Annotated in this window: 9 protein-coding genes; 3 read left to right on the forward strand and 6 right to left on the reverse strand. The window is 60.4% G+C overall.

What is annotated here, in order from left to right:
• The first annotated feature begins 145 nt into the window (after positions 1 to 145).
• The 3 genes from FMN63_RS15105 to FMN63_RS15115 all read left to right on the forward strand — a co-directional run bounded on the left by FMN63_RS15105 (position 146) and on the right by FMN63_RS15115 (position 4,364).
• The gene (locus FMN63_RS15105) at positions 146 to 838 is read left to right on the forward strand and encodes a glutathione S-transferase family protein (protein ID WP_148584768.1); all 693 of its coding nucleotides are present in this window, start codon (positions 146 to 148) and stop codon (positions 836 to 838) included.
• 66 nt (positions 839 to 904) lie between these two features.
• Positions 905 to 2,047 (forward strand): tRNA epoxyqueuosine(34) reductase QueG, encoded by a 1,143-nt coding sequence (queG, locus tag FMN63_RS15110; protein ID WP_148584769.1) that lies wholly within the window; start codon positions 905 to 907, stop codon positions 2,045 to 2,047.
• Positions 2,048 to 2,195: 148 nt separating this feature from the next.
• Positions 2,196 to 4,364, forward strand: a complete 2,169-nt coding sequence (locus FMN63_RS15115) for an aq_1923 C-terminal domain (protein ID WP_148584770.1) — start codon at positions 2,196 to 2,198, stop codon at positions 4,362 to 4,364.
• Positions 4,365 to 4,467: 103 nt separating this feature from the next.
• Here the strand turns inward: FMN63_RS15115 and fdhF are convergent, their stop codons facing one another.
• The 6 genes from fdhF to FMN63_RS15145 form a co-directional block, all read right to left on the reverse strand.
• On the reverse strand, positions 4,468 to 7,236 hold the full coding sequence (gene fdhF, locus FMN63_RS15120; protein WP_148584771.1) for a formate dehydrogenase subunit alpha: 2,769 nt from the start codon (positions 7,234 to 7,236) through the stop codon (positions 4,468 to 4,470).
• Positions 7,233 to 8,909: an NAD(P)H-dependent oxidoreductase subunit E gene (locus FMN63_RS15125; protein WP_148585594.1), complete on the reverse strand. Its 1,677-nt coding sequence runs from the start codon at positions 8,907 to 8,909 to the stop codon at positions 7,233 to 7,235. The genes fdhF and FMN63_RS15125 overlap by 4 nt, the downstream gene beginning before the upstream one ends.
• Positions 8,910 to 9,182: 273 nt before the next feature.
• Positions 9,183 to 9,713 (reverse strand): RNA pyrophosphohydrolase, encoded by a 531-nt coding sequence (locus FMN63_RS15130; protein WP_148584772.1) that lies wholly within the window; start codon positions 9,711 to 9,713, stop codon positions 9,183 to 9,185.
• Between the two features lie 30 nt (positions 9,714 to 9,743).
• A complete protein-coding gene (locus FMN63_RS15135) occupies positions 9,744 to 10,889 on the reverse strand; it encodes a divergent polysaccharide deacetylase family protein (protein WP_209001125.1) in 1,146 nt (381 codons plus the stop codon).
• 117 nt (positions 10,890 to 11,006) lie between these two features.
• Positions 11,007 to 12,338: a S41 family peptidase gene (locus FMN63_RS15140; protein WP_148584773.1), complete on the reverse strand. Its 1,332-nt coding sequence runs from the start codon at positions 12,336 to 12,338 to the stop codon at positions 11,007 to 11,009.
• On the reverse strand, positions 12,335 to 13,681 hold the full coding sequence (locus FMN63_RS15145; RefSeq protein ID WP_209001126.1) for a murein hydrolase activator EnvC family protein: 1,347 nt from the start codon (positions 13,679 to 13,681) through the stop codon (positions 12,335 to 12,337). Before FMN63_RS15145 ends, FMN63_RS15140 begins: the two co-directional genes overlap by 4 nt.
• Positions 13,682 to 13,815 lie beyond the last annotated feature (134 nt).

Below are 13,815 nucleotides of genomic sequence, written 5' to 3' on the forward strand. Positions count from 1 at the left end.
CGAGCCGCCGCTTATTTGACGAAGCGACGTCGCGACGTCAAACCCTTGATAACCATATTCGGGTCAAACTCTCCGTTTAGACGGTTGCATCATTTGGCAACCGCTTCGACGTAGTGTTGCCACAGTTCAGGCTCTTAACCCCTTCATGCTGACGCTCTACCATCATCCGTTCTCACCATCTTCACGGTTCATTCGGCTCATCTTGAGCGAATATGGCGCCGCCTTCGAGGAGCAGCACGTGAACCCGTGGGAACGTCCCCGGGCGCTCCTGGTGCTGAACGCGGCGGGCACCGTGCCGGTGATCGTGGAAAACGAAGGCCCTGCAATCTGCGGCGCCGGGCCAATCATGGAATATCTGGATGAGACTCGTGGCTATGCGGTTGCCGACCGCCGGCTGATGCCGGATCATCCCGATGCCCGCGCTGAAACGAGGCGTCTGGTCGAATGGAGTCTCGGCAAATTCGATCAGGAAGTCATCGGCCATCTGGTGCGCGAACGCATCTACAAGCAGATCATGCCCAAATCCACCGGCGGCGGTGAACCGGATTCGTCAGCCCTGCGCGTTGCCAGGGCGAACATCCACCATCACCTCAAATATTTTGGCTATCTGGTCGCCTCGCGCCGCTGGGTTGCCGGCGACAGGTTGACCTTCGCCGATTTTGCCCTGGCTGCCTCGCTTTCCTGCGCCGACTATCTGGGCGAAGTGCCCTGGGGCGATGAGGAAGACATCAAGAGCTGGTATGCGCGGGTCAAATCGCGGCCGTCGATGCGCCCGCTCCTTGGCGAGAAGGTTTTGGGCATGCCCGCTGCACAAACCTATGCGGATCTCGATTTCTGAGACATTCTGTCCGCGTTCGACCGGCGCCGGTTGACGATCCGTTGTTCCAAAGAGCAGCCAAAGGCCTTGGACCTGAAGACCCAAAAGCTTCTGACCGCGTTTGAAGAAAAGGCCCATGCCCTCGGTTTCGACGGCGTGAAGATTGCTGCTGCCGACAGCATCCCACAGGCCGGCGAGCGCCTGCGGGCGTTCCTGGACAAGGGATATGAAGGCAGCATGAGCTGGATGGCGGAAACCGCGGACCGCAGGAGATCGCCGCAGGCGCTTTGGCCGGAGGTTCGCTCGGTCATCATGCTGGCGATGAATTACGGCCCCGGCGACGCTCCACACGAACATCCCCTCGCCCATCTTGCCGACAGGACCACCGGCGGGATTTCCGTCTATGCGCGGCACCGCGACTATCACGATGTCATCAAGGGGCGCTTGAAGGAGCTGGCCAGCTTCCTCGTTTCCCGGTCCGGCGGCGACGTGAAAGTGTTTGTCGACACCGCTCCGGTGATGGAAAAACCGCTGGGGGAAGCTGCCGGGCTTGGCTGGCAGGGCAAACACACCAACCTGGTGTCCCGCGAACTCGGGTCCTGGTTCTTTCTCGGTGCGATCTTCACCACACTTGAACTGCCGCCGAGCGGCGGCGAGCGCGATCATTGCGGCTCCTGCCGTGCCTGCCTCGACAGTTGCCCGACAAACGCCTTTCCCGCGCCCTACCTGCTCGATGCCAGGCGCTGCATTTCCTATCTGACCATCGAACACCCCGGCCCTGTCCCCCATGCCTTCCGCAAGGCTATCGGCAACCGGATCTATGGCTGCGACGATTGCCTGGCCGCCTGCCCCTGGAACAAGTTTGCCGAAGCTGCCCGGGAGGCCAAGCTGATTGCCCGGCAAGAGCTGATCAATCCGAAACTCACGGACCTCCTGTCACTGGACGATGCGGCCTTCCGCAAGCTTTTTTCCGGATCTCCGATCAAACGCATCGGCCGTGGCAAGTTTCTGCGCAATGTGCTGATCGCCGCAGGCAATTCCGGCGAAACGGCATTGCTAGAAAAGGTGGAAGCGCTGCTGGAGGATAGCGATGCCCTTGTTCGCGGCACCGCAGTCTGGGCGTTCAGGCAACTTTCTGCACAGGAAGATTTTGAGACCCGCAAAACCGCTGCAGTGCGTGTTGAAACCGACGAAACCGTGCGCTTCGAATGGCTTCACACACAAATCTGATCCGACTTTTCCCGATTCGACCTTGTCATGTGATTGGTACATAGTCATCGAATAGCCTAGGTCTTGATGAGGACTGGGACGTCCGACCCCATCGGGACCGACCTTGTTCGAACTGCCCGATTCCGATCATTTTATTGGAGCCACAAAATTGAATTTACAGTCAGCTTCCGTTTTCTCCTCCAAACCCGCCAGAGCGCGCGTCAGGCTGTTCATGCTCGGCACCGCGTTTGCGCTGGTCTCCGGGTCCGCCTTTGCGCAGGACACCGGAGAGATTGCCTATGAAGCTTATGTCGAAGGGTTGAAAAAACTTGGTGTCGAGGTCGAAAACGGCAGCGTCGCTTATGACGAAGGCAGCGACACGCTGACCCTGACCGACAGCACTATCACCATGAGCGGTGTACTGGAGGATATCCCGGCCGAAAAAAAAGATGTCACGGATAGTGACGGTGCAACGGACATCGAACCTGCCGAGCTGACCGAACTCAACTATTCGCTCTCTCTCAACAGCGGCACTGTCACCATTACCGGTCTCAGCCATGAGGATGGTGACTTCACGGCTGCAAGCTGGGTCTATTCGGACGATTCCGAGATGGCTCTGTCCGCAGGCGCGGAAGGCAAGGGCCAGGTCAAGATCGACGGCCGATTGACCGGTATGTCCGCCACCAACTACAGCTTCACCATGCCCGGGCTTCCGGCGGAAGACGAGGCGCATCAGGTCAGCCGCTGGCTTCCGTTCGTCAAGGCAACGCTTCTGACCTCCTACGACGAACTGAAGCTCGACAATACGGCGATGACTATCGAGGTTCGGGAAACCGAAGATAACAAGGACACGCTTGTTCTATCGGGTACCGTGCAGATCGCCGGATACCGTATGGTCGATGCCGAAGACGGCAGAATTGGCGAATACTCAATCGACAGCATGACCCAGTCCCTGCAAACGCTGGACCCGGCTTCGGGAAAGATGCTGGACCAGACCACCAGCCAGGGCAAAACGATTTACAAGGACATGGACACCGCCGCGTTCTTTGACCTGTTTGACCCTGATGTTCCGGAAACCGGCGATGAAGTTGTCATGCTCGGGTCGGCATCCGCGATTGACTACAAATCCAAACAGGACCTCGGCGACGGCCTTGCGGTTGAAGTATCCGTCGACAAAACCTCGATGGATGAACTGACCGTCGTCAAGCGCGACAACAACATCCTCTCTCTGCTCGACGGTCTGTTCACGAAGCAGACCCCGGCACCCGAGGAACTGATAACCGGCGTCTTTCAGTTCTACAGGTCCTTCGGAGTTACCGATGCCCGCCTCAATGGCATCAAAGTGAGCGTTCCGACGCCTGGCCCGGAAAAGCCGATAGATGTCTCCATCAAGGAAATGGCCATGTCGGAGATCAATTCCGACGGCATCGGCGAAATGATGATGGTCGGTCTCGACGCCCCGGATCTGCCGGAGGGTGCATCGGTCAAGATCGACTGGGCGGCAATCGGAGATATCGAGTTTGCCGAATATACGCCCATGCGCGCCATGATCAGCACGTTGATGGCCGATCCTGCCTTTGGCCAGGATCATCCCATCGACGTCGCCCGGGCTTTCCTGCCACGCTCGTTCGGCTACGAGATTGAGGGGCTGGACGTCACCGTTCCGGACCTTGGCCGGACCGAAATCGGCAAGGCCGAGATGACGCTGTCCACCACGGTGCCGCCGATCCCGACCAGCTTCCACACCAAGACCGAAGGGCTGAAAGTGCCCGTTGCGGCCGTCGATGACCCGGACGTCCAGGCCCTGCTGGAGTCTCTCGGTCTGGAAACAGTTGTCTGGTCCGACGAAACCCGCCTCTACTGGGACGAGGCAACGCTGGAACTGCGCCTGGAGCGTCTGATGGTGGATGTCGAAGGCGTTGGCCGTGCGGAATTGTCCGCCCGTCTTGCCAACGTTCCGAAATCCGTGTTCGAGGATCCGGAAAACCAGGGACAGATGGCACTTGTCGTCGCACAATTCGTCGACGCGTCGTTCACCTTCAAGGATGCTGGCCTCACCAAAAAGGGCATCGCCCATATTGCTGAAGCGCAGAACATTCCGGAAGACGCCTTCCGGGAAGCGTTGGTGGCTGAAACGGCGCAAATGACAGCGCCCATTCAGAACGCTGCGTTTACACAGATGATCAGCGAAGCGGCCTCGAAGTTCCTCAACAATCCGGGGGAACTGAAAATCACACTGACCCCTCAGAACCCGGTTCCGATCGCTCAGATCCTCGGCTCTCTGGCGGCACCGCAGACCCTGCCGGATCTGCTGGCAGTCAAGGTTGTCGCGAATTAATCGCTCTGATCACATAGATGCAAAAATCAAAAGGGCGGCCAGTGGCCGCCCTTTTTTCTCTGAAGAAATCTTTTCTTCCTTCGTGCGTCGGCTGGAACCGGCGTCACTCCGCCGCGTGTCGCTGACCGGCCGCCCCGATCCGGGCAGCGCAGAATTTGAACTCCGGAATCTTGCCGAAGGGGTCGAGCTGCGGATTGGTCAGGAAGTTGGCCGGGGCTTCGTTGAAGCAGAACGGGATGAACAGCATGCCTGTCGACACGTCCCGGTCGGCACGCAAGGTCAACGTGATCGCGCCGCGCCGTGTTTCCACCCTCACCTGCTGTCCAATGTCCAGCCCCGAGCGCTCGATGTCGCGCGGGTTCATGGAGACAACGGGCTCCGGTTCGATGGCGTTGAGCACTTGCGCGCGCCGTGTCATGGCGCCGGTGTGCCAATGCTCCAGCATGCGGCCCGTGGTCAGCACCAGCGGGAAATCGTCGTCTGGAAGCTCGTCCGGCGGCACGAGATCCGTCGGCACGATGCGGCCGCGTCCATCGGCAGTGGGGAAGGACTGGCCGAACAGGATTTCGTTGCCTGGCTTGTCCGGAGCGTCCGCCGGATAGGTAACCGTGCCATCGCGCTCCAGCCGTTCCCAGGAAATGTTGCTCAGCGAGGCCATGTGCGAGCGCATTTCCTCGTAGATCGCCGGCACGCCGTCATAAGTCCAGTTAAGGCCCAGACGATTTGCGAGGTCGATGAGGATCTGCCAGTCGGCCCGCGCTTCACCCGGCATCGGCACGCAGGGGCGGCCGATCTGAACCTGGCGGTTTGTGTTGGTGTAGGTGCCAAGTTTCTCCGCATGGGCGGAGGCCGGCAGGATAACGTCCGCATGCCAGGCGGTTTCCGTCAGGAAGATGTCCTGAACCACCAGATGCTTCAGACTGGCCAGCGCCTTGCGCGCATGGGTCTGGTTCGGGTCGGACATGGCCGGATTTTCACCCTGAACGAACATCGCTTCGATGCCACCTTCCAGGATATCGTCCATGATCTCGACCACGGTCAACCCGCGCACCGGGTCAAGCGTACGGCCCCATGCATCCTCGAATTCGGCTCGGATGTCCGGGCTTTCGACCGACCGATAATCCGGGAACACCATCGGAATGAGGCCCGCGTCGGAGGCGCCTTGCACGTTGTTCTGTCCACGCAGCGGATGCAGGCCCGTGCCCGGGCGGCCGATCTGGCCGGTGGTCAACGCCATGGCGATGAGGCAGCGGACGTTATCCGTGCCATGGACATGCTGCGAAACGCCCATGCCCCAGAAAATGATGGACTTGGCGCTGGTGGCATAGAGCCTTGCGACGTCCCGCAGGGTTTGTGCGTCGATCCCGCAGACGGGCTCCATCGCTTCCGGTGTGAAGTCGGCGATCTTTTCCTTCAACGCCTCGAACCCATCCACATGGGCGGCGATATACTGGCTGTCGTAGTGGCCTTCGGTGATGATGACGTTGAGGATCGCGTTCAACATCGCCACATCCGTGCCCGGCTTGAACTTCAAACCGTAGTCGGCAAACCGCATCAAACCCTGGCCGCGCGGATCCATGACGATCAGCTTGGTGCCGTTCTTGGCCGCCTGTTTGATGTAGGTTGCTGCCACGGGGTGGTTCTGTTCCGGTCGCGCGCCAATCACGATCATGCAGTCGGCTTCGCCGGCCGCATTGAAAGGCGCCGTCACCGCACCCGAGCCAATCCCTTCCATCAGCGCTGCCACGGACGAAGCGTGGCAGAGACGCGTGCAGTGGTCGACGTTGTTGGTCTGGAAGCCCTGACGGATCAGCTTCTGGAAAAGATAGGCCTCTTCGTTGGAGCCCTTGGCCGAACCGAAGCCGGCGATGCCCCGGCCACCCTTGGCGTCATAGACGGCTTTCAGGCCGCCAGCCGCCCGCTCGAGCGCTTCTTCCCAGGTGGCCTCGCGGAAATAGTCGAGATGATTTTCCCGCGACATGGCGATGTCACCACGCTTGGGCGCATCGTCCCGGCGGATCAGCGGCTTGGTCAGACGCTCAGGGCTGGAAACATAGTCAAAGCCGAAGCGGCCCTTGACGCAGAGCCGGTTTTCGTTGGCCGGGCCGTCCCGGCCTTCGACGCTGACGATCCTGCCGTCCTGCACCGAGACCGACGTCAGACAGCCGACACCGCAGAAGGGACAGACGCTGTCGACGGTTTCTTCGGCAAAGATCTCGCGCTTGCTGGCGGTTGCGTCCAGAAGGCTCTTTTCCATCAGCGCCCCGGTCGGACAGGCCGACACGCATTCGCCACAGGCAACGCATGTGGAAAGCCCCATGGGGTCGGCCAGATCGAACACCGGCACGGTATGCGATCCACGGTCGGCCATGCCGATGACGTCGTTGACCTGCACTTCCCGGCAGGCCCGTTCGCACAGGTTGCAGGCGATGCAGGCGTCCAGATTGACCGCGATGGCCGGATGGGAAATGTCCTGAGCCGGTTTGGCACTGGGTGCGAAACGGTTGGTGGACGCGCCGACACGGTCGGTCCATTTCCAGAAATCGCTTTCCGGGTCGGGGTGGTTGTCGCGCGACGGCTGGTCGGCAGCCAAAAGTTCGAACACCATTTCACGCGCCTTGGAGGCGCGTTCACTGGCGGTTTTCACCACCATGCCGTCAGCGGGTGTGCGGATGCAGGAGGCGGCAAGAACGCGCTCGCCTTCGATATCGACCATACAGGCCCGGCAGTTGCCGTCAGACCGATAGCCTGGCGCGTCCTTGTGGCAGAGATGCGGGATGGCAACGCCTTCGCGCTTGGCAACCTGCCAGATGGTTTCGCCGTCTTCCGCAGTGACCATCCGACCGTCGAGAGAGAAAGTGACCTGGCTCATGCCTCGAACTCCTCCGGGAAAAATTTCAGCACCGAGGTGACCGGATTGCTGGCCGCCTGGCCAAGGCCGCAGATCGACGCCGAGCGCATGACGACATCAAGATCGGCGATCTTGGTCTTGTCCCAGTCACCTGCCGCCAGCAGATGTTCCATTTTCTCCGTTCCGGACCGGCACGGCGTGCACTGACCGCAGCTCTCGTGCTTGAAGAAGCGCATCAGGTTCAGCGCCACATCGCGCATGTCATCCTGATCGGAGAAAACGACGATGGCATGGCTGCCGATGAAACAGCCGTATTTGTCCAGCGTGCCGAAATCGAGAGGCTCGTCGGCAAGCGAGGCCGGCAGGATACCCCCAGAGGCGCCACCTGGCAGGTAGGCCTTGAAGACGTGGCCTTCCTCCATGCCGCCGCAGAACTCTTCCAACAACTCGTTCATGGTGATGCCCGCTGGAGCCAGCTTGACGCCCGGTTCCTTGACGCGACCGGAGACCGAGAAGGAACGATAGCCCTTGTGGCCGCGGCGTCCGTGGTCGGCAAACCACTGCGGGCCTTTTTCGACGATGTCCCGGATCCAGAACAGGGTCTCGACATTGTGGTTGAGCGTCGGCTGCCCGAACAGGCCCACCTGTGCGATGAAAGGCGGGCGGTGGCGTGGCAGGCCGCGCTTGCCTTCGATCGATTCGATCATCGCGCTTTCTTCGCCGCAGATGTAGGCTCCTGCCCCACGGCGCAGCTCGATATCGATGGTCGTGATGATGCCAGCCTCGCGCAGAACCTCGATTTCCGTCCGCAGGATCTCGATAACCGCAGGATATTCATCGCGCATGTAAAGATAGATACGCGCAGCGGAAATCGCATGGGCGGCAATCAGCGCGCCTTCCAGCATCCGGTGCGGATCCCGTTCCAGATGGACGCGGTCCTTGAATGTGCCCGGTTCGCCTTCATCACCATTGATGGTGAGATATTTCGGAGCTGGCAGATCGTGGACGATCTTCCATTTCGTGCCGGTTGGGAAACCCGCGCCGCCAAGGCCGCGAAGCCCGGCTTCCAGGGCCTTGTCCGCGATTTCCACCGCATCCAGCTCACCGGCGCGCACGCGCTCCAGCAACTTGTAGCCACCGGCGTCGCGATAAGCGTCCAGCTTGATGTAATCAGGAACCGACGGACTGGAATTTCCCTCGAACAGCGCAGCGCGTACGGACACTTCGCTGGCGTTGTCGATTGCCCGCTTGCCGACCTGAACGGCCGGAGCCCCGGCACAACGGCCGATGCAGGGAACTTTCTGAATGCGGACCTTCGCCGGATCGACCCCGGTTTCAAGAGCCGCCGCCAGAGCATCCGCGCCTTTCAGCGCACAGGCAACGCTGTCGCAAACCCGAACGGTCAGCGGCGCAGGCCTCGCATCGCCTTCCCGCACGATGTCGAAATGATGATAGAAGCTCGCGACTTCGTAGACTTCAGCCTGCGACAGGCGCATCTCTTCCGCCAGCGCGCGCAGGTGCCGGGCTTCCAGGCAGCCGAATGCGTCCTGGATCTTGTGGAGATGTTCGATGAGCAGGTCGCGTCGGCGTGGCTCGTCGCCCAGCAGTTTCCGGATTTCGTCCAGAGCCGCATCTTCCACCTGACGCCCTTTTGGCTGGGATGGCTTGCGTGAAAGCCCCTTGCCGAACGACATTGGCGTATCTCCCGTTGTGCTGGAGCGCATCTGGATTTCGCGTCCGCGCTCCTTTTTTTGACCTTCGCGGTGTCGGCGGGCGGTTCGCAACTGCGATTCCCCTCACCTACCCCGTGTTTTGGTCCGGATGTTAGCCGCGCCGCTTCGGCCTGTCTGTTTGAAAAACGACAAACGGAACTCCAATGCTGACGCTTTGAAGCTGCTCGCCGGACAAGGGCCTAAGACAATCTGCCAGAACGAACCATCGCTCAAGCCTGCTCAGACGGCTTCGCCTCAAGACGTGAGATGGGAAAACGCAGCAACAACACGCTCATAGACCGGGCGTTTGAACGGCACGATCAGGCCAGGCAGACGGTCCGCATCTTCCCAGCGCCAGTCGCAGAATTCTGCCGTGTGGCCATCCGGCGGGGTCAGAATGTTGATTTCGTCTTCCAATCCGTCGAACCGGTAGGCAATCCAGCGCTGCGCCTGTCCGCGATACTTGCCTTTGCGAGACGTGCGGACGACTTCCGGGGGATAGTCGTAGGCGAACCATTCCGAAGCTTCTTCGAGCAGGGTAACGGACTTGATCGAGGTTTCCTCATAAAGCTCGCGTCGGGCTGCTGGTTCCGGCGCCTCGCCCTTGTCGATGCCCCCTTGAGGCATCTGCCAGCAGTATTCGTAGTTGGATGAACTGCCGCCGTCATCGCGGCTCCCGATCCAGACTTTGCCCGCCGTGTTGATGAGCATAATTCCGACGCAGGGCCGGTAAGGAAGACCGTCGTCAGGTTCCGGAAACCCCGGTCCAAGTGCCAGCTTCGTCACAAAAACCTCTTGGTGTTCAATCTGCTGAGATTATCGGTCGATGGTCGCGCTGACCGGAACCAGTTGAAGGCCGCGTTCTTCCAGGTCCTGGACCCACTTTTCCAGCTGGCGCACGGTGACCGGCAAGGCCGACGCGGCTGCCACAGCGACCCCGCGGGCCCGGGCGACACTTTCGAGTTGCAGCAGTTTGGCGTTAATATCATCTTCGCGCGGAACTTCGTCCAGCACCACATCCACCCCGCTGAAGGCGATGCGTTTTTCCTTGGCAACTTCATCTGCGATGGATCTGGAAGAGGTGCCATTGTCCGCAAACATCAGGCCACGGGCCTTCAGTTTTTCCAGCAGGAACTCCATCGACGGCTTGGTCGACGTGAAGCGGGCTCCCATTTCGGGAATAACGCCAACGTAATTGGTCGCCCGCGTCAGCAGGTAGCCAAGACGATCCATCATGTCGTTGGGGCGCAGACTGACCAGCAGCGTGTGCGGCCCCGGGTCGTTGTCCGGAAAATCGAACGGTTCCAGCGGCAGCTGCAGCAGCAGTTCGTGCCCCTTGGTCCGGGCCTGCTGCATCCAGTCATCTAGATCGCTGCCGTAAGGCGCGAGTGCAAATGTCGTATCGGCCGGCAACCGGTTGAGAGCGTTTTGCGTGCCGGTTTCGCTCAGTCCGAGACCAGTCACGATGACGGCAATTTTCGGTATGGAGGTGAATTCACGCACCACAGGCCGTGAATAGGCATCCAACGGACGCACGCCCGCGTCGCTGACCTTCGGCAGAAAACCTAAATCGGAGCGTTCGCTGACACGGGTGTCCGGATTGATCGACAGGCTGGTCACCGGAGCGTTCGGACCAAGTCCGTCGGGACGCATGACCATGTCATAGCGCGGGCCAAGCAGATCCTTGCTGCTTTGCGGACGCAGGTTGGGCCCGAGATCTCCGTCGATGCCCGGACGGATCTCAACCACTTCAATGTCCTGGGAGGTCACGCCCTCGACGATCGCGTCGAGCGGCAGAACGGCGACAGGCTCTCCGCCCAGCGGGTCATCGACAACTGTGATCCAGACGAGCGTCGACGTAATGATGACGCTCAGAATACCGACCCCGATAAGACCGAACGGCAGCCTGACCAGCCGCCGCTTGCCCATGCCTAATGGAGCTGTGAGATCTTCGCTCGACATACCGTCCTGAGCCTATTGCCCGGATCAGGAAGCCCCCCGACCGGAAAGTTTGTTTTTGATGTACGCAGAACGAGAACGGAAAGTCGCGCGCCGGCGGACCGGCGCGCGTTTGTTGTCTTAGTTTTTGACAGCTGCGCTGTCGGAGACCGGCGGAAACGCGCTGTTTGCCTGTTTGCCGCGAAGAAGATCGAGGGCCAGGTTCAGCTGCGTGTCGTCCTTCGGATCCGGCGGCACGTAGGCCTGGCTTCCGGAGCCTTCTTCACCTTCGGACGCTTCCAGGTGACCGCGCAGACCGGCTTCACCCTTGGTGTCGACCCGGCCAACCAGATCCTCCGGCAGATCCTGCAGGGATTCGATATCCGGAACGATGCCCTTTGCCTGGATCGACGTGCCCGACGGCGTGTAGTAACGCGCAGTCGTCAGGCGGATGGCGCCGTTGGCCCCAAGCGGGATGATCGTCTGGACCGACCCCTTGCCGAAGGACCGCGTGCCGAGGATGGTCGCCCGGCGATGATCCTGCAGCGCGCCTGCAACGATTTCCGAAGCCGAAGCGGAGCCGCCGTTGACCAGCACGATGACCGGCTTGCCGTTCGTCAGATCGCCAGCCCGGGCGTTGTAGCGCTGGGTTTCGTCAGCTTCGCGGCCACGGGTGGAGACAATCTCACCGCGGTCGAGGAACGCGTCGGAGACTGCAATGGCCTGGTCCAGCAGACCGCCCGGGTTGTTGCGCAGGTCGATGACGAAGCCCTTGAGCTTGTCCTCGCCGATATTCTCGGTCATCTCCTCGACAGCTTCCTTGAGCCCGTCGAAGGTCTGCTCGTTGAACTGGGTGACACGAACGTATCCGACGTCATCCTCTTCCCGCCAGCGCACCGAACGGATGCGGATGATGTCGCGGGTGATGGTGATGTCGAACGGTTCTGCACTGCCCTTGCGGCGCACGGTGACGACGATGTCCGTATTGACCGGACCGCGCATCTTTTCGACCGCCTCATTGAGGGTCAGGCCCTGGACCTGCTCTCCATCGATGTAGGTAATGTAGTCGCCCGCAAGAACACCGGCCTTGGCGGCTGGCGTATCGTCGATCGGCGACACGACCTTCACAAGGCCTTCTTCCATGGTGACTTCAATACCAAGACCACCAAACTCGCCACGGGTCTGCACCTGCATGTCCCGGAAGCTTTTCGGGGACATGTAGCTGGAGTGCGGGTCGAGTGAGGTCAACATGCCGTTGATGGCGCTCTCGATAAGCTGAGCGTCATCAGGGACTTCCACGTAGTCGGAGCGTACCCGCTCGAACACGTCGCCAAACAGATTGAGCTGCCGGTAAGTATCCGTTGCCGCCGCATTGGCCGCAACCGAGACATTGATCGGCATCTGGGACAGTGTCGTGATTGCCGCTGCTCCCATGAGGGCACCCACCAGCAGCAAGGAAGCTTTCCGTATCATCCGCGAGCCTTTTCTTCTTCAGTGCGTGCCCACCAGGGTGTGGGATCGATCGCACGACCGTCTTTCCGGAATTCAACATAAAGGATCGGCTGGGTCGAGCCCAAACCGAACGTCGAAGCGCTAGCCCACTGGGTTGCGCCCATCACACCAACCGGTTCCCCGGTCAAAACAAATTGCCCCAACTCCGCATCAATCCGGTCCATTCCGGCAAGCAGCACATGGTAGCCGTCGCCGGTATTCAGGATCAAGAGTTGTCCGAACGAACGGAACGGTCCCGAATAGACCACCCATCCGTCCGCGGGTGAAGTCACATTTGAGCCAGGACGCGTGGCGATAGACTGACCCTCCGTCACACCGCCGAAATCGTCCTCCTGGCCATAGTCCTTCAAAAGCGTCCCGGCAACCGGTTGCGGCAGCTTGCCCTTGGCGTCCAGGAACGAAATGGCCGGTGCCAAACGCCCCGGATCCGCAAAGGGATCATAGGTGCGCGACGGGTTTTTCCGGGCATTGAGTGCTGCCTGGCGCGACTTTTCCGCCGCCTCCCGCGCACTTTCGATTTCCGCTTCCAGGGTCGCGATCAATTCCTGGAGAGACCCAGCCTTGTCCGCAAGTTCCGCCGCACGTTCCTTCTCTTGCTGAAGGTCCTGTACCGTTCTTTGATGTTCCTGCCTTTTTGCGCTCAAAAGAAGCTCAAGCCGGGACTTTTCCTCAGCCAATCGCATCGCATCGCCGCGCAGGCGGTTTTTTTCCTCTGCAATCACCGTCTTCAGACGGTGCAATTCCTCAAGATCCGCCGCAAGGGCCTCGGTTTCCACCTTCAGCTCCGGCATGACCGCGTTCAAGAGAATCGCACTGCGCACCGCTGAAAGCGCGTCGCTGGGGCGCACCGCAAGTGCCGGTGGCGGGCGCCTGCCGATTCGCTGTAGTGCGGCCAGTACCTCCGACAGCACATCGCGTCGTGAAATCAGCGACAGGCGTACCGCGTCCTCATTCTCCCCAAGCGCACGCAGCCGGCGCTCGGTATCGGTCAGCTTTCCTTCCAGACCCTTGATCGTATCGGAAGTGCTGATGATCTTTGCATTCAGCGTTTCCCTGTCGCGATCAAGTGCGCGGATCTCACGGGCGATGGCGGCCTGACGGTCTGTCGAGACCTCGATATCGCGCGAGAGCGCAGCAAGTTCCTGTTCGCGTTGCTTCTTGCGTTCCAGAGCGGCGCTCACCTCGGGAGAAGGAGCCGCCTGTTCCTGGGGCGTGGTTTCGTCGGCCGTTTCGGTCGATCCGGCAGGCACAGGAAGCACGAGCAAGACCGCAGTCAGTCCACTCAAGAGAGGGCGGAATATCATCCGTCTCTCAAGTTCTGAACGCGTCGCTGTCATGCGTTCCGCTATCAACCTGCCCAAGCTCCCAAAGGGTTGTCTTACAATGCGATACACAGTCTGCGTTAACGAACCGTTTACCCTAGTGACCGGTCAGTTAA

Origin of the sequence: Stappia sp. BW2, assembly GCF_008107695.1 — a bacterium.
Taxonomy (GTDB): Bacteria; Pseudomonadota; Alphaproteobacteria; order Rhizobiales; family Stappiaceae; genus Roseibium.

Excerpts from the sequence above, each read along its gene's own strand:
- FMN63_RS15105 (WP_148584768.1), top strand. The coding sequence starts at position 146 with ATGCTGACGCTCTACCATCATCCGTTCTCACCATCTTCACGGTTCATT.
- fdhF (WP_148584771.1), bottom strand. The coding sequence starts at position 7,236 with ATGAGCCAGGTCACTTTCTCTCTCGACGGTCGGATGGTCACTGCGGAA.
- FMN63_RS15125 (WP_148585594.1), bottom strand. The coding sequence starts at position 8,909 with ATGTCGTTCGGCAAGGGGCTTTCACGCAAGCCATCCCAGCCAAAAGGG.
- FMN63_RS15135 (WP_209001125.1), bottom strand. The coding sequence starts at position 10,889 with ATGTCGAGCGAAGATCTCACAGCTCCATTAGGCATGGGCAAGCGGCGG.
- FMN63_RS15140 (WP_148584773.1), bottom strand. The coding sequence starts at position 12,338 with ATGATACGGAAAGCTTCCTTGCTGCTGGTGGGTGCCCTCATGGGAGCA.
- FMN63_RS15145 (WP_209001126.1), bottom strand. The coding sequence starts at position 13,681 with ATGATATTCCGCCCTCTCTTGAGTGGACTGACTGCGGTCTTGCTCGTG.